Annotated in this window: 20 protein-coding genes; 14 read left to right on the top strand and 6 right to left on the bottom strand. The window is 51.2% G+C overall.

Features of this window, described 5'->3' with window-relative positions; translation table 11 throughout:
• Positions 1-7 precede the first annotated feature (7 nt).
• From ACJJIO_RS00350 to ACJJIO_RS00340, 3 genes are all read right to left on the bottom strand, one after another.
• Positions 8-1,174 carry an acyl-CoA dehydrogenase family protein gene (locus tag ACJJIO_RS00350; protein ID WP_444909773.1) on the bottom strand — a complete coding sequence of 389 codons (1,167 nt, stop codon included), beginning with the start codon at positions 1,172-1,174 and terminating at the stop codon, positions 8-10.
• Between the two features lie 83 nt (positions 1,175-1,257).
• A complete protein-coding gene (locus ACJJIO_RS00345) occupies positions 1,258-2,865 on the bottom strand; it encodes an acyl-CoA carboxylase subunit beta (RefSeq protein ID WP_444909772.1) in 1,608 nt (535 codons plus the stop codon).
• Positions 2,865-3,758, bottom strand: coding sequence for an SDR family oxidoreductase (locus ACJJIO_RS00340; protein ID WP_444909771.1), 894 nt, complete (start codon positions 3,756-3,758; stop codon positions 2,865-2,867). The genes ACJJIO_RS00345 and ACJJIO_RS00340 overlap by 1 nt, the downstream gene beginning before the upstream one ends.
• Positions 3,759-3,973: 215 nt before the next feature.
• Here ACJJIO_RS00340 and ACJJIO_RS00335 point away from each other — a divergent pair, with 215 nt between their 5' ends.
• Positions 3,974-4,624, top strand: a complete 651-nt coding sequence (locus ACJJIO_RS00335) for a TetR/AcrR family transcriptional regulator (RefSeq protein ID WP_252085690.1) — start codon at positions 3,974-3,976, stop codon at positions 4,622-4,624.
• Between the two features lie 189 nt (positions 4,625-4,813).
• The gene (locus ACJJIO_RS00330; RefSeq protein ID WP_444909770.1) at positions 4,814-7,354 is read left to right on the top strand and encodes a hypothetical protein; all 2,541 of its coding nucleotides are present in this window, start codon (positions 4,814-4,816) and stop codon (positions 7,352-7,354) included.
• Between the two features lie 34 nt (positions 7,355-7,388).
• Here ACJJIO_RS00330 and yciH read toward each other — a convergent pair whose 3' ends face one another.
• Positions 7,389-7,712, bottom strand: coding sequence for a stress response translation initiation inhibitor YciH (gene yciH / locus ACJJIO_RS00325; RefSeq protein WP_252085692.1), 324 nt, complete (start codon positions 7,710-7,712; stop codon positions 7,389-7,391).
• A 186-nt stretch (positions 7,713-7,898) separates the two neighbouring features.
• On the opposite strand from yciH, the gene ACJJIO_RS00320 reads away from it, so the two are divergent.
• The gene (locus ACJJIO_RS00320; RefSeq protein ID WP_252085693.1) at positions 7,899-8,732 is read left to right on the top strand and encodes an ion transporter; all 834 of its coding nucleotides are present in this window, start codon (positions 7,899-7,901) and stop codon (positions 8,730-8,732) included.
• A 51-nt stretch (positions 8,733-8,783) separates the two neighbouring features.
• Here the strand turns inward: ACJJIO_RS00320 and ACJJIO_RS00315 are convergent, their stop codons facing one another.
• Positions 8,784-9,248: a PaaI family thioesterase gene (locus ACJJIO_RS00315; protein ID WP_444909769.1), complete on the bottom strand. Its 465-nt coding sequence runs from the start codon at positions 9,246-9,248 to the stop codon at positions 8,784-8,786.
• A gap of 109 nt (positions 9,249-9,357) precedes the next feature.
• Here ACJJIO_RS00315 and ACJJIO_RS00310 point away from each other — a divergent pair, with 109 nt between their 5' ends.
• The 10 genes from ACJJIO_RS00310 to ACJJIO_RS00265 all read left to right on the top strand — a co-directional run bounded on the left by ACJJIO_RS00310 (position 9,358) and on the right by ACJJIO_RS00265 (position 19,038).
• Positions 9,358-10,503, top strand: a complete 1,146-nt coding sequence (locus tag ACJJIO_RS00310) for a serine hydrolase domain-containing protein (protein ID WP_444909768.1) — start codon at positions 9,358-9,360, stop codon at positions 10,501-10,503.
• Entirely contained in the window at positions 10,500-10,727 is a 228-nt protein-coding gene (locus ACJJIO_RS00305; protein ID WP_252085696.1) for a SlyX family protein, read from the top strand. Before ACJJIO_RS00310 ends, ACJJIO_RS00305 begins: the two co-directional genes overlap by 4 nt.
• 675 nt (positions 10,728-11,402) lie before the next feature.
• Positions 11,403-12,050, top strand: a complete 648-nt coding sequence (locus ACJJIO_RS00300) for a YiaD family glycine zipper/OmpA-like lipoprotein (RefSeq protein WP_252085697.1) — start codon at positions 11,403-11,405, stop codon at positions 12,048-12,050.
• A gap of 340 nt (positions 12,051-12,390) precedes the next feature.
• A complete protein-coding gene (locus tag ACJJIO_RS00295; RefSeq protein WP_444909767.1) occupies positions 12,391-12,846 on the top strand; it encodes a hypothetical protein in 456 nt (151 codons plus the stop codon).
• 291 nt (positions 12,847-13,137) lie between these two features.
• The gene (locus tag ACJJIO_RS00290) at positions 13,138-13,707 is read left to right on the top strand and encodes a hypothetical protein (RefSeq protein WP_444909766.1); all 570 of its coding nucleotides are present in this window, start codon (positions 13,138-13,140) and stop codon (positions 13,705-13,707) included.
• A gap of 77 nt (positions 13,708-13,784) precedes the next feature.
• Positions 13,785-14,153: a SpoIIAA family protein gene (locus ACJJIO_RS00285; protein ID WP_252085700.1), complete on the top strand. Its 369-nt coding sequence runs from the start codon at positions 13,785-13,787 to the stop codon at positions 14,151-14,153.
• Positions 14,154-14,188: 35 nt separating this feature from the next.
• Positions 14,189-14,992 carry a class I SAM-dependent methyltransferase gene (locus ACJJIO_RS00280; protein WP_444909765.1) on the top strand — a complete coding sequence of 268 codons (804 nt, stop codon included), beginning with the start codon at positions 14,189-14,191 and terminating at the stop codon, positions 14,990-14,992.
• Positions 14,993-15,126: 134 nt separating this feature from the next.
• Positions 15,127-16,644, top strand: a complete 1,518-nt coding sequence (locus ACJJIO_RS00275) for an amino acid permease (protein ID WP_444909764.1) — start codon at positions 15,127-15,129, stop codon at positions 16,642-16,644.
• Positions 16,645-16,658: 14 nt separating this feature from the next.
• Positions 16,659-18,032 carry a glutamate decarboxylase gene (gene gad, locus ACJJIO_RS00270; RefSeq protein ID WP_444909763.1) on the top strand — a complete coding sequence of 458 codons (1,374 nt, stop codon included), beginning with the start codon at positions 16,659-16,661 and terminating at the stop codon, positions 18,030-18,032.
• Between the two features lie 115 nt (positions 18,033-18,147).
• A complete protein-coding gene (locus ACJJIO_RS00265) occupies positions 18,148-19,038 on the top strand; it encodes an SMP-30/gluconolactonase/LRE family protein (protein WP_444909762.1) in 891 nt (296 codons plus the stop codon).
• A gap of 427 nt (positions 19,039-19,465) precedes the next feature.
• On the opposite strand, the gene ACJJIO_RS00260 is transcribed toward ACJJIO_RS00265, so the two are convergent.
• Positions 19,466-19,705 (bottom strand): hypothetical protein, encoded by a 240-nt coding sequence (locus ACJJIO_RS00260; protein ID WP_444909761.1) that lies wholly within the window; start codon positions 19,703-19,705, stop codon positions 19,466-19,468.
• 492 nt (positions 19,706-20,197) lie between these two features.
• On the opposite strand from ACJJIO_RS00260, the gene ACJJIO_RS00255 reads away from it, so the two are divergent.
• Positions 20,198-21,511, top strand: coding sequence for a DUF6395 domain-containing protein (locus tag ACJJIO_RS00255; protein ID WP_444909760.1), 1,314 nt, complete (start codon positions 20,198-20,200; stop codon positions 21,509-21,511).
• The last annotated feature ends 26 nt before the right edge of the window (positions 21,512-21,537 follow it).

Below are 21,537 nucleotides of genomic sequence, written 5' to 3'. Positions count from 1 at the left end.
CCTGACCTTATGCGTTGGGTTTACGCTTGCCGGGCAGTATGCCCATCAGCTTACAGATAATGCCGAGCATTACTTCATCCGCGCCGCCGCCGATAGCGGTGAGGCGGCTATCCCGGTAAGCGCGGTTGATAACGGTTTCCTCGATATAGCCCATGCCACCCCAGAACTGCAGGCACTGATCGGGGATAGAGCGGGACAGGCGGCCAGCCTTGAGCTTGGCCATAGAGGCGAGGGTAGTGACATCTTCACCAGCTACATAAGCTTCCACCGCACGCCAGGTTAATGAGCGCAGGCACTCCACTTCGGTCTGCATTTCCGCGAGGGCAAAGTGAATGGTTTGATTGTCGATCAATGGTGCTTTAAAGGCCTGACGTTCGCGCACATAGTCGATGGTGCTGCTCACGCAGTTTTCCAGGCCTTTTAAATTGAGTGCGGCGCCGGCGAGGCGCTCCTCCTGGAATTGCAGCATTTGCAACAGGAAACCGGCACCTTCATCGCCGATACGGAAATGTTTGGGTACCCGCACATTGTCAAAAAATATAGGGGCGGTTTCTGATGAGCGCATGCCCAGTTTGTCGAGCTTTTCGCCGATGCGTACCCCTGGCGTTTTCGCCGGAATAATGACCAGGGATTTGTTGCTGTGGGCTTTGCCCTCACTGGTATTCACCAGGGTGCAGAAAAAGTCTGCGCAGGGGGCGTTGGTGATCCACATCTTGCTGCCGTTGATCACATAGTCGTCGCCATCGCTTTTGGCAGTGGTTTTAATCGAAGCAACATCGGAACCGGCGCCCGGTTCGGATACAGCGATTGCGCCGATCATCTCTCCGTTCACGGCGGGAATCAGGAACTGCTCTTTGAGGTCCTGGCCGCCGAAGTTGGCCAGGGCAGGGGTACACATGGAAGTCTGTACCGAAATCGACAGAGGCACGCCGCCACAGTGGGCACCGCCCAGCTCCTCCAGGAAAACGGTTTCATAACTGAAGTCGAGACCCAGACCACCGAAGTCTGTGGATTTGCTGATACCTAGCAGGCCCAGACCGGCCAGTTGTTGGAAAATTTCGCGGATGGGAAAGCGGCCGGCCTTTTCCCATTCGGCCACGTTGGGATTGATTTCCTGCTGTACAAAGTTTTGTACGGTGCGCTGCAGTTCCCGGTGTTGATCGCTAAATATCATTATTATTTTCCCTGCCTTGAAGTGTGAACCCGGTGATGGTGTGAATGGGCAACTGCACTTCCTTGTTGCCCAGTTTTTTCGAATTAAAACCTAGCTACGCCAAAGGTATTTTTGTTGAGTTTGCTCTGCTCGGCCTCATTGCAAACTTCTAACAACATACCCAGTAGTTTGCGCGTATCGCGGGGATCGATAATGCCGTCATCCCAGAGGCGCGCACTGCAGGCGAGAGCATCGGAATTGCCCTGCATAAATGCGCTGGTATCGTTTTCCAATTTGTCTAATACCGCCTCATCCACATTGCCGCTGCGTTGCATTTTTTGCTCGGTGACGATGCGCATTACCTTACCGGCCTGGGCTGCGCCCATCACGGCGGTGCGGGAATTGGGCCAGGCAAAAATAAAGCGGGGATCGAATCCGCGACCGCACATGGCGTAGTTGCCGGCCCCATAGGAGCCGCCTACGACAATGCTGAGTTTTGGTACGCTGGCATTGGCCACGGCCTGAATCATTTTGGCGCCGTGCTTGATGATGCCGTTGCGCTCCACCTCGGTACCCACCATAAATCCGGTGGTGTTATGCAAAAACAGTAGTGGCGTGCCACTCTGTTCGCACAACTGAATAAACTGCGCGGCCTTGTTGGCGCCCTTGGGGGTGATCGGGCCGTTATTCCCAATAATTCCCACAGGGAAGCCTTCGATACGAATATGGCCGCACACGGTTTGTCGATCGAATTCCGGCTTGAAATCCAGCATGGCGGAGCCGTCGGCGATACGAGCCAGTATTTCGCGCACGTCGTAGGGCTTTTTGCTGTCTGCTGGAATCAGGCCGAGCAGGTCGTCGATAGGGTGCAGTGGGTCTCGGTAATCTTTTTGTACTGAGCTTTTAATGGGTGAGGGTAGTGCGGCAACAATCTCTCTTGCTATGCGAATACCATCGGCGTCGTTCTCTGCTAAGTAATCGCCACTGCCGGACTCGGTACAGTGCATTTCCGCTCCGCCGAGGCTTTCCGCATCGGCAATTTCACCGGTGGCTGCTTTCAGCAACGGCGGCCCAGCCAGGTACATGCCGGTTTGCCCGCGCACCATAACGACATAATCTGACAGGCCGGGCTGGTAGGCGCCGCCGGCAGTAGCGCCGCCGTGTACCACAGTAACTTGCGGAATACCGGCGGCGGACATTCGCGCCTGGTTGGCAAAACCCCGCCCACCGGGAGCAAAAGTGTCGCTGGCGTACATCAGGTTGGCGCCACCACTTTGCGCCAGGGCGACTACCGGCAAATGATTTTCCAGAGCGATCCGCTGCATTCGCAGGGCTTTATCCATCCCGGCTGGTGAGATGGTGCCGCCTTTTACGGCATAGTTATCAACCCGAACCATACAGCGTCGACCACTGATTTGACCGATGCCGCAAATGGCACCGCCACCCGCACCGGTACCGTCCTGGTCGTCAAACAATTTATAGCCGGCGAGGGAGCACAGTTCAACAAAAGGGGCGCCGGGGTCGAGGAGCAAATTGAGGCGCTCCCGTGGCAGCAGCCAGCCCCGTTCACGATAGCGGGCCGCCTTACTTTTTTCAGCTTGAACCGGGCGTTGCTCAGCTTCACGAAACTGGTTGATCTGTTCCAGCATGGCAGCCTGGTTGTCATTGAATTCTGCCGAGCGGTTGTCGAGCTGGGAATCAATCGGCTGCATTAGAGCTTGCCCTCCGCTTCCAACTCTTCCACAACTTGGGGCCGGCGTTTGCGGTGGAATCCATTAAAGCGCTTGGAGTTGTTGGCGGCTTGTGGCTGCCAAAGAGGAGAGTGGTGCTTGAGGCTGGAGCCACCATCGATACGCAGGGTTTGCCCGGTAATATAGTTGGCCGCATCGGAGAGTAGGAAGCACACGGCCCCGCTAACTTCCGCTTCCTCTCCCAATCGGTAGAGGGGGATACTGTCGCGGAAGCCCGGTAGTAGCTCGCGCAGGAATTTGGGGTCGTAAGTATCAAAGCCGCTGGAAAGAATATAGCCTGGCGCCACGGCGTTAACTCGAACGCCAAAAGGCGCCCACTCCAATGCAGCGGTTTCGGTAATATTTTCCATGCCTGCGCGAGCGGCACCGGAGTGGCCCATCATTGGCATGCCGCCGGCGTTATCTGCGGTGATATTTACGATACTTCCGCCATACTGTTTCATCGACTGCACAAAGACTTCTCGGGACATTAAGAATCCACCGAGCAGGTTACTGCGTACAACAGCATCGAAGCCTTTTGTGTTGATCTGCTCAAGGGGGGAGGGGAACTGGCCACCGGCATTGTTCACCAGCCCATGAATTTGGCCTCGGGCCTGGACAATTTGCCCAACCGTTTCCTGAACACCCTCTTCATCGCGAATATCCAGGCTGAACAAACTGCACTCGCCACCATCGTTATTGATTTCACCGGCAACCCTTTCCAGCTTGTCCAGTTTGCGCCCAATCAATACAACATGGGCGCCGAGGCTGGCCAGTTCGTGGGCGATACAGCGGCCAATACCACTGCCGCCGCCGGTGACGATATAGGTTTGCTCGCTAAAGCTGCCTGAACGCAGCTGGCTTTGATAGCGCATGAAAGTTTCCTTTTCTTGGGCCTGTCAGGCCTGTTCAATTTTTATTGTTCTTGTTGGCGCTTGCGCCTGCGTGTGGGAAAACGCAGAATAGCTTAACGCTACCAAGCAAGCGCTTGGTATTCAAGGGTTGGCGCCTTTTTGATTGTGTGATTGTTAGGTTGCCGATTAGTCTGCAAAACAAAGCAAAAAAGAAAACAAAGAATTGGGAGTGTTTCGTGCAAGAGGGCGCACAAGTGGTGGTAGAGGTGCAAGGTGCTATGTCGCCACAGCAACTTATTGGAACCCTGGTAAAGGCAGGAGAGCTTACAGACCCGGCCTCCCCGCGGGGGCGTTTGCTCAATGCTGCCGCGCGCCTGTTTGAGCAAAAGGGCTTTTCACGTACTACTGTGCGAGACCTGGCGGCGGAAGTGGGCATTCTGTCTGGCAGTATTTTTCATCACTTCTCCAGCAAAGAGCAGATTCTCTGCGAGGTGATGAAGGAGGTAACTATTTTCGCCAGTGCTCGTATGCGTAGTGCGGTGGAGCAGGCCGCGTCACCTCAGGAAAGACTGCGGGCCTGTATTCAGTCTGAGCTTGAGGCGATTCACGAGCGGGCGGTGCCGGGCTTTTCCATCTTGGTAATGGAGTGGCGTAGTCTGTCAGATAAAAGCCAGAAAGAGGTGTTGTTGCTGCGCGATGAGTACGAGCAAATATGGCTGGATGCGATCAATTCCGCCCGTTGCCCAGGCGGGGATGCCACAGTGGTGCGCCGACTTATGGTTGGTGCATTGAGCCATACCTACAGCTGGTTTAAAGCCAGGGAAAATGGATTGACCATTCCCGAGCTCGCCGATCGGGCCTATCAAATCTTCGCGCCCAAATCCTAAGCGTTAACAATACGAGTTACTGGCAAGGTGCCGTTAAAACTGTGCACTTTGCCACCTTTCCTGCCAATTTCTCTCTTTTGAAGAGTTTCCTGAGAACTGGTGCGCACCTGTTTTTCTCCGAATCTTTTACCCTGCGCGCAAGATGATAAGAATGTGACAATAAGTGTCACTTGGTGACAGGAGAAGGGAATGGCGGGCCAGGATTTATACCAGGTGGTTTCCACGGGAAGGACACTCCACGCCAAAGAAGCAGGGGCTGTGACTCGGGATATCGCCAAACTATTTTCGGTTCCTGAGGCCCAGGCTCGCAGATTACTGTTAAAAGGCTGGGTGATTAAAGACAGCCTGGCATCGTCACAGGCCCTGGAGTACAGGGCCAAGCTGCACAAGATCGGTCTTCGTGCCGAGGTTTGCCCTGCGGGAAAGTTCGATAACCAACAGCTGATTGCAAAAATCAAAGTGGCCCAACGGCGCAAGGCCAATGCAGCAGAAAAGATGCTGACAAGTACGGCCTCGGCAGGTGCATCCAAGGCTGGGACTGCACGAGAGCAAGAGGTAGAGAAATCCCTTTCGGTGAGCAATGCCAAAGGAAGCGTTGCCCCCCCTAAGGATTCCGAAAAGGTCAAACCTCAGGCAACAGAGCCTGAAGCCAATGAAAAGAGGCCGTTCTTCAGCAATAGAAAAACGCAGCTGGCTACAGTGGGTTGGCGAGTGCTATTCGGATTACTCCCTGCTTTAACGGTACCCACAATTTTTATCGGCTTGGCAGCTCTGTGTCTCTATGGTGCCGGTGCATTGCTCTGGCAAACTCCCTTGGCAGTTTGGCAGGGGGAGTTAACTGGTGGCACTTTACTCATCAGTCTAGGGGGGACGGCAGTCTTTATTTTTTTATTGTTGCTGGTCGCTTTGCCTTATTTTTGCTTCCCTCGAGAAATGCGTTCAAGGCCTGGTGAAGTCCCTCTGAAGCAAGCGGACAACCAAGATTTGTTGCCCTTACTTGGGCAATTGTCTAGTGCAACGAAACTGCCCAGGGTGCAGGAGCTGATAGTCAGCCCAGACGCTCGTATTTATTGCGAGCCCAGGTTTTCTGAGGTAATGCGTCAGCAATTGCGGTTAAACCTGGGCCTGGCCAGTGTGGCTTCCCTTAGTGGCCGCGATACCCTGGCGTTAGTGGCACGCAGCCTTGGCCTTTATCAGGGAAAACTCAATGGGCTACTGGCCTGGCTGGTGTTAGATGGCGTTAGGCGCTTGGAGCTGATGCAGTGGGCACTGGAAAATGATCGAAGTGTGCTGTACCGAAGCGGGGAACCGGGTCCGCTAAAATCCTTGCATCAATTACTGGCAACTTGTGGCCACTTTCTGTTGCCATTGATTGAGCGGCTAGAAAATCTGCACCGTATTGTCACTCGGGGTAGCGCACGCTATTTGGAATGCCGGGCTGATCTCTGGGCTGCCGACTTGATTGGCAGTGGGGCTTTTGCCGAATTTGCCGGGAACTGGCATCGCCTGGTGCATGCCGACCTAATGGTTGCCGAGACTGCCCGCGAGGCCTCGGCAGTGGGGCAGTGCTTTGAAAATATCCCTGCCGCTGTAGCCTGGACACTGAACAATCTGGATGAGGAAACCAGTAATACCATTGAGCTTGCGATGGCTCAGGCCAGTGATCCCTGGGATGTTTTTGAGGCGGCGGATCTACAGCGTATTGAGGTGGTTCAAAAGCGCAATATTAGTGGGCGTCTTCAACGGGAGCTTGGCTGCATGGAGCTTTTTGCCGATTTTCCCAAGTTGGCCAGTGAGGTCAGCGGGGAGGCTGGTGCGTCGGACTGTCAGGTTGTGGAGAATCGCCGATTACTTTGTGCCAGTCGCGAAGCGGAGGAGGCGTTACAGATCCTGGATGTTTATTTTAACCGTCTGCCGCCGCTCAACCTGCTGCCACTACGCAGGCCTGCGACTCAGGAAATGCAGGCGATGGATTTACAGGCCAGTATCAATTGGCTAAGAAGCAAGCTCATTGAGCTGCGTGAACTCCGGGAACAACGCGAGAACACACGTCAGCTTATGGTGTCGGTGCAACTTGGCGCGGCGCTGATTCGGGCCAAGGTGCGTATCGAACCACAGGAATACTCTCTGAATAGCGCAAGCCTTGCAGCGGCGCAGGAAGCATCGGCGTTAAAGCGGTCTGAGTTGGAGGAATTCGAGCGTCAGCTGCAGAAGATCTACTCGGTGTTTTACCAACGGTTGTGCTTGGCTTTAGTCGCTATGCCGGCACGGGAGCGCCAGCAGGCAAGGGGAATGCTTAGCCAGTTGGCTGCTTACGACGCGCTGGCCACACACCTCGAGCGCCTTGCGGGGTACAGTACCAGCCTCTCTGTATTCTCACGCCGCTTATCCCCAGGTCTTGCCGAGCGGGAGTTGGTACAGAAATACCTGGCCCTCTCTGCTCGGGAGTTGGATGCGACCTTTGCCACAGTGGAGTCTTCTGAGCTATTAAAAGCCCAGGGTTTGGATAGCGCACTTTGTATCAAGGCAAAACGCGAGCCATTGCAACAGCTACCGCAGCGCCACCAGGAGGCATTGGCCGTGGTGCGTACTATGGAGTCCCGCTGTAACTATGCAAGTACGGTAATTCTGGAGCGCTATCAAATCCAGCTGGCGGCGCTACTGCAACGTTGTCTGCATAGAGAAGGGCAGCTGGAAGTGAACCCTTTACGTCTCCTGCAAGCGGTTTAGAGCCTGTTGGTATTCAATGAGTTGTCGCCAGGCTCTATCCGCCGGCAAGCTTCACTTTGTAGTTTTTGGATTCCAATAGCGCTTTGATTTCCGCGCGCTTGTCGCCCTGGATTTCGATCACACCGTCTTTCAGGGCACCACCGCAGCCACAGCGCTTTTTCAATTCCGCCAGTAGTAACTTCAGCTCACCATCGGTGCCGTCCACGCCACGCACACAGGTAACCCCTTTGCCCTTGCGTCCTTTAGTCTCTCTTTGGATGCGCACAATCCCATCACCCTGGTGACGCTTCTCTGCTGCGGGCTCTTCTTTGATACGACCGCGGTCGGTGGAATAAACGAGACGGTTCTCCTTGGCCATGGTTGGGCGCTCTCCAAAAAATTGTTGCACAGGGTAACTGGGGCGCGATTGTGCCCGAGGCGTGGGGGAAGTCAAAGAGGTCGCGGCTGAATATCTGGATGAGAGTGGAATAGGGGGCGACCCACCAGCCCCCAGCAGGTAAAATTTGAGCGCAAATCCTTGGTAGCTGGTAGAAGAGGTTGATCCATGGCGTTGACTGGACGTCGCAAACTGCTCAATGAAGTGATCTTTGGCACCGAGACGCCCGCAGGGCGCAACTTTGATGTGTTTTTGATCTGGGCAATTTTAATTAGTGTGGGACTGGTACTGCTGGCTTCAATTGGACCAATAGCTGACCGCTACGGCACGCTCCTGATCACATTGGAATGGCTGTTTACCGGGCTGTTTACCCTGGAATATGCCGCCCGTATCTATTGTTCAGTAAACAGACGCAAGTATATTTTCAGTTTCTACGGTGTTGTTGATCTGCTGGCAATTCTGCCTAGCTATCTGGCTCTTCTGTATACCGGTGCAACCTACCTATTGGTAATCCGTTTGCTGCGGGTGTTGAGAATCTTCAGGATATTGAAGCTGGTGCGTTATTTACAGGATGCCAACCTGCTACTGCGGGCCCTGGGTTTGGCCCGGCGAAAGATCCTGGTGTTTTATTCCAGCGTACTAGTGATGTGCGTCATCTTCGGCTCATTGATGTTTGTGGTAGAGGGGCCGGAAAATGGATTTACCAGCATCCCCACCAGTGTTTACTGGGCCATTGTAACGATTACCACGGTTGGCTACGGGGATATCTCTCCGCATACGCCACTGGGTCAGGCGATAGCGGCCATGACCATGTTGATTGGTTATTCAATTATTGCTGTACCCACCGGAATTTTGACTGCAGAGCTGGCCGGTGAGATGCATCGCGAACGCAAGCATCACCGCTGCAACAACTGCGGGCGCAGTGTCCATGATCCAGATGCTGAGTTTTGCAAGTTTTGTGGTTACCGGCTCGAGCCGTCTTTACAAGTGGAAGAGGTTTGATTTGATTGCGGGTGCCTCACAGAGGCTCCCGCTAACCCTAATTTTTGCGGATTACCATTCGTCGGGTACACGTACCGCGACCACGTCGGCCTTAGCGCAGAGGCGCCCGTCACTGCTGAGTTCACAGTGCAGGATAGTTTTCTTGGGGCCACGCTCGACAATGGTGGCTTCCAAGAGTACTGGTTGATCAATAGCGGCGGGAGCCAGGTATTTTATGTCCAGCTTGCCGGTGGCGAACCAGATCTTGTCTCCGCTACCTACCGTGCGACCAGCCTGCAGATAGCCATCGGCGATAGCGGTACACACAGTGTGGCAATCGATGACTGTGGCGATAATGCCACCGTTCAAATACTGGGCGGGTCCTGCATTGTGGTAAGGGCTGGGAGTGAATAGACAGCGGGACTTATCCGGCTCTACCCAATAGCTTTTAATACGCAGGCCTTGGTCATTGTCCGGCCCGCAGCCAAAACAGTGGTTGCCTTGAATCTGATCCTGAATGGCGATTTGCTCAGTCATAACTATCCCTCGCTGTGGACGCGCATAGTAACGATTTGCGCCAGGGAGGGGAAGAAACTAACCTTGCGGACCTGCAATAGAGTTACCCAAATTATTTGGACCTAGATACATGGAAATATACGGCTTTTGCGCCCCCGGTTTTGAAGCCCTGTTCGAGGCTTTCGCAAAGAATTTTCGCGAGTGTGGAGATACCGGTGCCGCCTTCGCGGTGCGCCAGCATGGCGAGTTGATCTGCTCCCTGTGGGCGGGCAGCGCCGATCGGGATGGGGAGCAACCCTTTACCGAAGAGGCTCTGGTCAATGTGTTTTCATCCAGCAAAGGTGTACTGGCACTGCTGGCTATGCAGCAAGTACAGGCTGGCAAACTGGATCTGGATCGCCCGGTTGCAGACTATTGGCCGGAATTTGCACAGCACAAAGAATCTGTCACCGCGCGACAATTACTTAGCCATCGCAGTGGTTTGGTCGCTTTTCGCGAGCGGGTTAAAGACAACCTTATTTACGATTGGCAAGCGGCCTGCGATGCGGTTGCCGAAACAGCCCCCTGGTGGGAGCCGGGTAGTGAACAGGGGTATGCGCCTTTTCTCTACGGCTGGAGCCTGGGCGGCCTGATCGAACGGGTTGCTGAAAAACCTCTGTTGGAACTTTATCGGGAAATGCTAGCCAAACCCCTCAATCTCGATGGTGGCTTTGGTGCGCTGGGGCATAGTTCAAGCCGAATTGCCGATGTGAGCCCATTGAAACAGCCATTGCCGGAGTTGCGTGAGAATGCCATTGGCCGGGCAATTAAAGAGGATCGCAAAGGCCCCGTGGCCATGGCGTTTAGCAACCCCGTTAGCTTAATGATGGGCACCAATAGCCCCGAGTGGCGCGGTGCCCTGATTCCTGCAGCCAATGGCCATTTCAGTGCGCGGGATCTTGCTGCAGTTTATGGGGACCTGGCGGGGGGAAATCCAATTACCCTGAGGCAAAAATGGGTCGATGAGGCTTCCCGAGAGCAGAGTCGTGGGCGGGATAAAGTATTGCAGGCCGAGGTGAGTTTTGGCTGTGGCTTTATCCGTAGTACTCAGGCGGCCGATCTGCGTTTTGGTGGAAAGCAAGGTTTTGGTCACCCTGGTGCTGGGGGCAGCGTCGGCTTTGCCGATCCGGAGCAGGGACTGGGGGTGGGTTATATCACTACACGTCTGGGGCAGAGCCTGTTTATGGATCGGCGCGCGGTTAGATTGGTCGAGACTCTGTACGGATTATTGAAATGACAGAAGACGTTTTAAAACTGATGGAGCGAATCGATGAGCTGGAGACTCGCTTGGCTTTTCAGGAAGATACGATTTCTCAATTGAATGATGTCATTGCGCGCCAAGATGCGGATATTCGCTCTGTAGTAGCAAGAATGCGTGAGCTTGGAGAGAAGTACAGCGCGCTGACCTTTGAAATGCAGGCTGGCGGCAAGCCAGTCGACGAAAAACCCCCTCATTACTGAGGAACATTAAAAGCAGGGCAATAAAGTAGGCGGGCACGCCACTTGATTGCCTTAATAATATGCTGGCGCAGAAATACAAATTTGCCGGCTTTGATGAAATTTATGTCGACAGGCATCGCCAAAATTTATTGAAAATAACTCGATGTCACTTCGGCGCTGCCTTAAGTATTAAAGCGTCTAAAAAAGTTTGTATTGTATCGTCTTTGCTATTGACAAACTTTTCCACACTCAATAGTGGGCTAACTGACGCTCTAGTATTTATCGGCCCAGCTGGTACATAATTTCTTACGTCGCCTATAACTCGTTGTTTTTAAAGAGAAAACTAGAGAGTTTAAAAAATAAACAAATCGCTGTAAGCGAGTGTCAATGCCGCTTGGCGGGGACCTTCGTTTATTAATGCACAAAGTTATCCACAGAAGCTGTGGAAGAAGTTTGCAGCGTTTACTTTTTGTGCAGCAACTTAGTGCGAAAGTGCCGCAAGCTGGAAACTCGATGCTTGCAATGGGGACTGGTCAATAGAACTGGTAATGGCTTCGCCGTAATCTTCACATAATTTGGTTGGGTTGATTCAGCCGCCGGTCAGCTTTTAGTTGGATAATGCCGGCACTGTGATGGAGCACTGGGTTCAGTGCGTCCCGATACCCATTTATTAAAAGTGCGTTAGGAGAACCAATAATGAAACATTGGGTAGCAATTCTCGCTATGGGCTCACTGGTAGGCTGTTCCACCCTGGACCCCTACACCGGTGAAAGCAAAACCAGTAATGCCGCCAAGGGGGCCGGAATAGGTGCCGTAGCAGGTGCTATTGTCGGCGTGGCAACAGCGAGTAAGAAAGACCGCAAGAAGGGAGCTCTGACTGGTGCTCTGGGCGGTGCCGCGATTGGTGGCGGTATCGGTTACTACATGGATCGCCAGGAAATGGCTTTGCGCCAGCGTCTGGAAGGCAGTGGTGTGCGAGTCCAACGTGAAGGGGATAACATTCGCCTGATCATGCCGGGCAACATCACTTTTGGTTCCAATCGCTCAGATATTCGCACGGATTTTTATGACACGCTCGAATCCGTAACGGTAGTTTTGCAGGAGTTTAATAAGACCGCCATCCGCGTGAGTGGCCATACCGACAGTACTGGTTCCGACGTGTATAACCAGTCCCTGAGTGAACAGCGGGCTAACTCTGTGGCGAGCTTCTTCAGCCATAACGGCGTTTCTTCCGGCCGCGTACAGGCTGTTGGTTATGGTGAGCGCTACCCGCTGGCCAGCAATAGTTCTGAGTCTGGCCGTCAGGCCAACCGTCGTGTTGAGTTGGAGTTACTGCCTCTGTAAACACTTTGTGCAGCGTATAAACGGCTGCACTGTCAATCACTGCGTCTCGATAACCCCAAGCCCAGGTGGAAGTCTTGTACGCAGTGAAGTTGCTTTCCTTTTTCAACTAATAAGATTCCAGTTGAAACCCTTCCCTCTGTATAAATCCTCTCCTTTCGATTTCTATTAGGCACTGAGTTGCACAAGGTTCTAGCGGACACCCTGGACGTTTTTTGCACCCATATAAGTTTTGCTCCGACAAATGATTCCGGTGCATAGCTGAAGGTTAAAAAAACCGGCGAATGGCTGGTTGGCTGTGCTATCTCTACATCTACTAATAAGTAAATAGTGGAGCAAAGCCGTGCGTCATCGCCTGTTCAAATGGAAATCCTTATGGGTTTTTGCCTTGGTGCTAGTGGCCATCCAGGTTTTTGCCTGGCAGGAGGAAATGGCGGAATCCAGCACTAATCTGGAGGTCCGATTTGGCGCGGCTGCCGTAGTGGCACAGGTGGAGGTCATAGGTATTCACCGTGATGTAGACAGCGCGCTGTCGGAGCCGGGCGTCACGGCGATTTCAGGCTATGTCTATTCCGCGGTGCCAGGCCAAGTCTGGAAAGGTATTGTGGCGGACCAAATTACCTTTCGCCTGGGATTGGAATATTGCGACAAGAAGCTTGAAAAGGGCGAGCGCTATCTGATTTTTGCCAGGCTCGATAGCTACGGCAGGTTGCAGTTGCAGAGCTGTGATTCCGCGGTTGTTGAATCGGAGGCTGAGGCACTGTTGGCTGAGCTCAATGAATTCAGCTCCCAAGGCTGATTTCTCCAAAAGGCCACACTCATTAGAATATTCGGTTGTAAGTCGCGGGCCAGTTACAGCAATCCAGACTCTTCTGCGTAACCCCCGTGCCTTGAAGAACCCTCATGCCGGGTTATTCTTATCATTATTGGCGCCACCTTCTTTGGCCGATTGAAGTTGAACTTCCTTTGCTTCGGCGTCAAGAGGCTGCAAGGCCAGCGATTATCGCGCGGAAGTAGGTTCCCAGAACCCTGGGGGCTGGCCAAGCAAGAGCGCAATTCTTGTAACTGCCTGGGGTCGAGAGGTCGATATATGAAGAAGCTATTGATTCCACTGATCATCCTGCTGCTGATCATCGGATACTTTATGTCGCGTAGCGGCGAACATAAGGCCAAGGAAGCCTACGATTCGATGAACACTCCCAATAGTGAGCAGATGAATGACAGTTCCAAGCCACCTGGCAGCGGAAGTGATTCAACTGCTCCCAACAGTACTACCACGCCACCCGACGGTATGGGTAACCCCGATGCACAGATGCCACAGGGCTCTGGGCAGACAGACCCAACACCACCTGGGGGGAGTAGCTCCAGCAGTGGGGAAGGCCCGGATACTATGGGGGCTGGATCGACAGGGGATGCTGGGGATGCTGGGGATGCTGGCGCCGCGGGTGCTCTTCGTGGGCCTCCTGGTGAGCCTGGCGCAGAAGGGGACTCTGCAGATACGCCTAATGCAGGTTCAGATACCCCAGCGGGCAGCGTAGCGGAAGATGCTGCCAATGAGGCCCAGAAAGCTGTGGAAGGTGCAGACAATATGGATAGCACTACACCGGATGGCGATAGTGAGATGGATCAGGGCGTGGACAACAACGAAGACCAGCCCTAGTAAAAGGATTATTAGATACTCAGTTAATAAGGAGATATTGCGGGCCACCTGTTGAGGCGGCCCGCAACCTGTGCAAAATGATCGAACATAAGTGGCTACAGGGACATACCGTTTTACAGGTTCGGCCGCGTGGAAAATTTACCGCAGAGGATTTTCATCAGCTGGCAGAAAAAATAGATCCGATTATTCGCGAGCAGGGCAGGATAGAGGGTTTACTGATTGACGCTGAAGATTTTGCAGGCTGGGAAAATTTTGTCGCGATGGTCTCGCATTTTCGCTTTGTACATAATCACGAGAAGCATATCCAGAGGATTGCGGTGGTGTCAGACAACCCGGTTCTGAAATTTATGCCGCACCTGGTTTGCCATTTTATCAGTGCGGAGGTTCGGCCTTTCCCCCTTAATGATTATCCTGAAGCCCTGGCATGGTTAAAAAATCCGGGTTAGCATCGCGCACCGTTTAACTGTTATATGGAGTGCCGGTGAGCCCAGTCTTGGCCATTATTGCGACGACTTCCGCAGACCTGCCCAGCGCCCAGGAATTATCCAGTCAACTCAACCTTCCCTGTTTGGGTGTTGCTTCCCCCAGCGAAATTAATGAGGTTCCCCAAGTATTAGCTTGTGGAGAGCAGTTGCAACTCTGTGCGACAGGGCGCAAAGCACCGGGGCCAGTCTCTGTTGATTTCGTTGGTGGGGCTTTAGCACATAGGCGCAAATATGGTGGGGGTAAAGCCCAGCCGGTTGCCAAGGCTGTGGGTTTGCGCCCTGGTTTTTACCCTCGCGTATTGGATGCCACTGCCGGGTTGGGCCGTGATGCTTTTGTCCTGGCGACTCTGGGCTGCGAAGTGAAGATGCTTGAGCGCAATCCGGTTGTGCGCTTGCTCCTTCAGGATGGCTTGAGGCGATTGCAGGAGGCTGCCACTGCCGACCCGGAATTGGCCGCCATTGCTGGGCTTTTATCTCTGGCCGATGATATTGCACCGGCCGCAGACTGGTTGGCTCAGCAGGCTGAGGAATCTTGGCCGGTTGTTTATCTGGACCCCATGTTTCCGACCCGGGGCAAAAGTGCCAAGGTAAAAAAAGAGATGGTGGCTTTTCATCATCTGGTTGGAGAGGACCTGGATGCGGACGATCTGCTAGAGCCAGCACTCAGGGCCTGTTATTACCGCACCGTGGTCAAACGTCCCAAGCTGGCACCATATCTTGCAGATAAAAAGCCAATGCTTTCTTTTGAAGGGAAGTCAGGGCGTTTCGATATTTACACCAAGCACGGTGTGCCGGGGTAATAGGCGGATTTTAAATAGAGTTGGCACCTACTAGTATTTTTGGATTTTCTACACCTTAAGTCATTGTCTAGCTTATCTACACTGGCAGATAGTCATTCGCTAAGTGCCTAATCCGATAGAGTGGAGGGGTAGCTGTGAGGCGTAACATCGACGAATCGCAGCAGCCAGATATATCCAACCGTAAAATATTCTCTGCCAGCGCTCTAGGCTTTCTCACCGCAGCAACGATCGTAACCAGCCTTCGCAATTTGCCCATGATGGCGCAGGAGGAGATGACGATGTTTTTCTACATCGGCATTTCCGCCCTGTTATTTTTGATTCCGGCTGGACTGGTGGCAGCCGAACTGGGCAGTGCTTTCTCCGACCGCACCGGCGGTGTTTATACCTGGGTGGGAGAGGCTTTTACGCCCAAGATGGGTTTTGTCGCTATTTGGCTGCAATGGGTGGAGTGTGTGGTCTGGTATCCCACCGAGTTGGGGTTTGCCGCAGCCGCTATTGCTTATGCGCTCGGAGAGCAGAATCTCGCCAGTAATACCTACTATATCGGCGGCTTCTGTATCGTTGCCTACCTTATCGCCACTGCTGTCGCCCTTTCCGGAACCAAGTTTCTGGTGGTAGTCACCAAGTATGGATTCCTGGTGGGTACACTAATGCCTTGTTTGATTCTTATTGCCTTGGCAGTGGGCTGGGTGGTGATGGGAAACCCCTTGGGCTGGGAAACCGCTGCCGACCCGGCTGTAGCCGTAAGGGAAGATGGGCAAGTACATCCGCGCTGGTTTCCCCATATTACCGGTCTCGGTGCTGTAGCCTTTCTTGGAGGGATACTGCTCTCTTTCGCTGGAATTGAGGCCCAGGCCAGCCATGTCTCAGAAATGCCCAACGCCCGCCGTGGTTATCCGGTTGTTATTGGCATTGCCGCTGTCGTTTCTTTTCTGATCTTTACGCTTGGGGCGCTCGCCATTTCTGCCATGCTTCCCTATCAACAGATATCAATAGAGACGGGATTATTCACAGCGTTTGGTCAGGGGTTTTCCCAGTTGTTGGGTATCGGTTGGCCGGTTCAGATTCTGACGGGATTGATTGCTTACGGTGCCCTCGGGGGAGCCCTGGCTTGGTTGGCCGGTCCCAGCAGAGGGCTATTGGCTACCGCCCAGGATGGCATGCTGCCCCCCTGGTTTCAGCGGGAAAATGCTCGCGGCGTACAGAAAAATATCCTTTACGCCCAATGCTTGATTGTCTTGCTCATCTCATCGATTTATATCCTGGTAGATAATGTATCGACCGCCTTTGTTTTGATCTCGGTTATGGCGATAAGCCTGTATATCATTATGTACTTAATGATGTTTGCTGCGGTTATCCGTTTGCGTTACACCCAGCCAGACCTTCCCAGGGTTTTTAAAATTCCCGGTGGTATCACCGGCGTTTGGATTACGGCAGGCACTGGCATGGCTGCAGTTTCTTTTGCGCTGTTGGTGTCCTTTTTTCCTCCTCAGCAGCTTTCAGTGAGTGACCCCAGGCTGTATGTAGCTTTGGTCTTTTCCGGAATTGTTATTACGGTGACTATTCCACTATTTATTTTCTACTGGCGTAAGCCTTCCTGGCGTAAAGAGGGTGGGCATAAGCAGCAATCTTTTTCAGACATTAACGAGTGACAAGGAGGTCGGTCGTGAAGCAAAAGTCGCCATTCGATATGTTTTTCGATGAATACAATGAGGATATCCCCGAGGATCATTTCCCCAGGGGGAGTATCTCTGCGCATGCGGCGGAAGCGATTGTTACCAGTGAGACCTGGTCTGATGCCAAGCCGGCCATGAATCTTTCTTCTTTTGTCACTACATTTACCGAGCCAGAAGCTTTCGATGTCGCTAAAAAACATTACCTGAAAAATTATATCGACCACGATATGTATCCGCAGTTATTTGCTATGGAAGCGCGTATGGTGCGCTGGCTGCATCAACTGTGGAATGGGCCTAAAGGAGTGGAGCCCTATGGTGCTGCAACTATAGGATCCTCTGAGGCCTGTATGTTGGCGGGATTGGCTCATAAATGGAACTGGCGCAAAAAGAGAGAGAAGACAGGCAAGGATACTTCCAGGCCAAACCTGGTTACCGGGGCCAATGTTCAAATTGTCTGGGAAAAATTTATGCGCTATTTCGATGTGGAACCGCGCATAGCAGCCCTAAAACCTGGGCATTACCGCTTTAATAGCGTACATCTGGATGATCTGGTAGATGAAAATACCATCGCGGTGGTGGCGATTGCCGGGCAGACTTTCACAGGAGAAGACGACGCTTTTCGCGCTATCCATAACTGGTTAAACCGCTACCAGCAGAAAACAGGCCATGATATCCCAATGCATATTGATGGTGCCTCTGGGGGATTTGTGAACCCGTTCTTATACCCCAACTATCAATGGGATTTTCGCCTGCCGCGGGTAAAATCTATTAATGCGTCGGGGCATAAGTTTGGCTTGGTGCCACCGGGGCTGGGCTGGGTGATTTTTCGAGAGCGTTCTGTTTTTGATGAAGATCTGATGTTTTATGTCAATTACCTGGGGGGAGAGATGCCCACGGCAACTTTGAACTTCAGCCGGAATGCATCACCGGTTGCCTACCAATACTACAACTTTATTCGTCTCGGTTTCGAAGGTTATAGAGATATTATGCAGCACACTTTGGCGAATGCGCAGCTATTACGCCATCGTCTGGTAGAAAGCGGCTACTTCGAAATTATGAATAAAACCCAGCGTATTCCTGTAGTGTCGATGACCCTGAATTCTAAATATACCAATTTCAATGAATACGATATATCTGACAAGGTACGTGAACGTGGCTGGGTGTTATCCGCTTATTCCATGCCGCCTAATGCTCAATCGGTAAATTGCTTGCGTATTGTAGTGCGCCCACACCTTAATCTGAATGCGATTGAAGGCCTTGCTGACGATATTATCCATGCGTGTGAGTGGCTAGAGCAGCATGGGGGTAATGCCACTCCACCAAAATTGCATGATCCTCATAAGGTAGCGGCGAGTAAATGTTAAGGATTTGATTTATCTCTGTAATGATTGTTCAGAAATCAATGAATAAAAAAATAAGGCGACTTAAATTGTTCTGTAGAGAGGAACGAATTCAACGGTAAATCCTATGGAAAGGTGTGTGCTGAACAGTGACTTGCAGGAACCGGAAGGCCCGGTTTGTTTACCTGACGGCCAGATATTCGTTGCTGAAATGTCGAGCGCGCGGAATTGTGTTAGTCGCATTGATATATGTGGAGGATATCATCAGGTCGGCCATCCCGGCTGGCGCCCCAATGGTATGGCGATCGATGGCGATGGCAATTTTTGGATAGCGGGAGGCGGGGGGAAAAAGCTGGTATGCATGAGGCCCGATGGGACAGTCCTCAATACTTATGGGGGGCCTGCAGAGCGCCCCTATCTTTGGCCCAATGACTTGGTATTTGGTCAAAATGGTTTGCTGTATATGACAGACTCCGGCATTGATCCGGATAGCTTTGTTGAGGGGCAGGCAATCCGCCCTGACTTCCGAAAGTGTGGTTATGATGGGCGGGTATTTGAAATTGAACCTCGTAATGGCCGCGTATTACGCTTAGTGGATACGGGTTTGTTATTCCCAAATGGCATTGCATTTGATGCCGATGACTTACTGTATGTGGCAGAAACCCTAACAGGAAATATCTACCGCTACTATCTCAGCTCCTCAGCCCCCGGTGACCCTGAGCTATTTGGCAATGTTAACCTGGGATCACCAGAAGAATTTATTGGGCCTGATGGAATGGCTTTTGGTGATGATGGCCGGCTTTACTGTGCCGTATTTGGTCAGGGTGATGTGAGCGTTTTAGATCACGATGGCAGGGTGGCTGAGCGTATTCCGACTTGCGGGAAGCGCCCCACCAATATCGCTTTTTGTGAAGATCAAAAGGGTGGGGCGGTGGTGACAGTTTTAGATGCTGGTTGTTTGGAATGGCTGGGCCTGCCCTGCCGAGGTAGAGATTTATATCACCCCGAGATACGAACTTTACTTGGTTAATACAAAAGAAAATGTAGGATTACAATAGCGCAATGTTCAGAAGCCGTTTCATAACTTCTTTAGCGTAATAAACATGCAGTCGATATAGAAAAAAGCTCTAGAAGCCAAATAGGGATCTCACCTAACGGCCAAGCAGTAGTAGTTTCCGAGCCATACATAAGTTCGCTCAGTTTTCCAGCGTCACATATGCCTTCGAAGTTATCTACCATCTTATTTCGAAGGCTTTCTTCTATTCCTACGGTGAGGGCAATTCAGGTCAATTTTACGGTGGGCGAAGCTATTGCGTAAGGGGGCAGAATCTGCAGCTTGGTCGTACACTAGGCGCCGATATTTTGTATTTTTATAGATGACATTGAGAAGTGGATGTAATAAATTTACTCCTGCTGGTGAGGCCGAAGTAACGGTGTATCCCAATGGAATACCCTTGTCATTGACCACCACCGTCCACTTTGTACCCTTGCCTGCTTGGTTTTTCCAGTTTCTGCTCCTTTTTTTGCTGAAGCAAAGCTGACATCCGAAAAACTTCTTCCCAGTCAAGCAGGGATCTTTGATCGGGCTGTCCGAGAAATTTTTGCCAAGCCTCCAGCCAAGCGCCCGGTTCTTCCCAAACTGAAGCCTTCTCCAGCAAGTACTTTGCGATGGGTAAGGTGGGGGAAAATCCTTCCATCGGACTCCTTAGCGCAAAATTCATAAGATATCTTCAAAACATGCAGGGTTATCAATGGGCTCGGGGCCATCTATTTCACGTTTTAGCTGGGGAAGGCAAGGTACAATCAACTCCAATTGAGCGTCGGTTAATTCTCACTTAAATCTATTCACGTTTGCTGGTCTTATTATTTCATGAGACCGCAAGAATAACTGATTTCAAGATATTAAGCAGTGTCCAGTAGTAGTTGGCTAACCTCTCCTATATTCCTATTGCAACTGCCATACCTAGTGGTAGTAGAGGACGCCTGCAGGATGATTGTGTTTTATACAGACAGGCCACTCCCTAAGGGAATCTCTACCAGCTGAGTATCCTTTTGGGGCGATGGTAAATCAAACCTTAATGTGAGTACGGCTATCTAACTCAAGCAGTTGTATTAAATTTTATGGATATATACGTATCAAATGCATATAATATATTAGTTAGGCATGATTGGGTTTAGGATATTTTTTAATGAAGGTCTTTGTCAAAAAAATTAAGCGATCAACTTTTTTTTCGAGAAAAGATGAAGGAAAGTACATAGTTGAATTTTCATTTCAACTATGTGCAGATGATTCTCGTCACGCTCGATCAACAAATGCAGGTAAATCCAATGTAAAGTTAGGTGGAAATTCTGCTCGTTTTTTCTTTCGGGATGACCTGGAGCTCCCACACCCTGACTTATGCGCTTTAGCAGCACTTAAGATTATAAGCCCTTATATCGGCAGTACTTTAGTTATGGATAGGCCGGTATCATATAAAATGGCTCAAGCGATAAAGAGGGCCTACCCAAATATAGCATATGTCAATGCTGCAGACGTTAAGCCTAGACAAGCAATTAGTGAATCACCAGCAGTATCATTTTCTGGAGGCGTGGATAGTGTCGGTGTTGCTTCAGTTTTAGAGGAGGGCGTACCGCTAGTACTTTTAGCTAGAGTTTTTCATCCCGATATAGGCCCATTTGAAACTTGGTATAATACATCTTCAAATGTCAAGACTTTAGAAGCCATGCCAGCAAGATTCAAGAAAATTGTAGTTTATAGTGATTTTGAATTTTTGAGCACTAATGGGCACTGGTGTATTTATCCCGATAGTTATGCGTTTACAATTCCCTGTATATTACTCGCCGACAAATTGAATTTGTCTCATATTTTGACTGGAGATATTTCATTTGCCTTTACAGGAGATGAAACTATTTATAATAAAGATCTTACTACTCGGCATGGTACATTATTTGAGGCTGTATCTTTACCATTGGAGTATCCCTGCAATGGGTTGGGAGAGCTTGGAACGTTGAGGCTGGCGAATCACTATGGTCTTGATGATATCCCAACTAGTTGCCAGTACGGTTTTTTTAAAAAGCCTTGCATGAAATGTATTAAATGCTTTAGAAAGTCATTATATGCTTGGGCAATTTTCAATAAACCTTTGTCGGATAAGCAGCTGTCTGTTTTCGATATGTGTGCTCCAGTAAAAAAACTGGCTCAAGATGAGAGCAGGAATGGTTGGAAGATCATGCCAACTTATAAATATGTCTTCAGTAAAATTGGTAGAAAATTTTCCGGTAATATTGGAATTATTCAGTCTAGGGCGGAAAAGATAAATTACGATGTGGGTTTTGTAGATAAAATATACCCGGGCGCTTATAACTCATCCTCTGCGAAAAATAGACCAAAATTTATAGTGAGGGCGCTGGAGAGAATTGAAAGAATTGTTCCGTATATGTCTCAAGCAGATGAGCAAAACTTTAAGAAGATGGATTATAAAAAATATGTAAGTAAGGGGTGAGCAGAGGGCAGCAAGCCAATGATGGA

It is taken from the genome of Microbulbifer mixtoriginis (SeqCode) (assembly GCF_052467235.1).
Note: the sequence above shows the minus strand (reverse complement) of the source record. Positions and strands in the feature narration are given on the sequence as shown.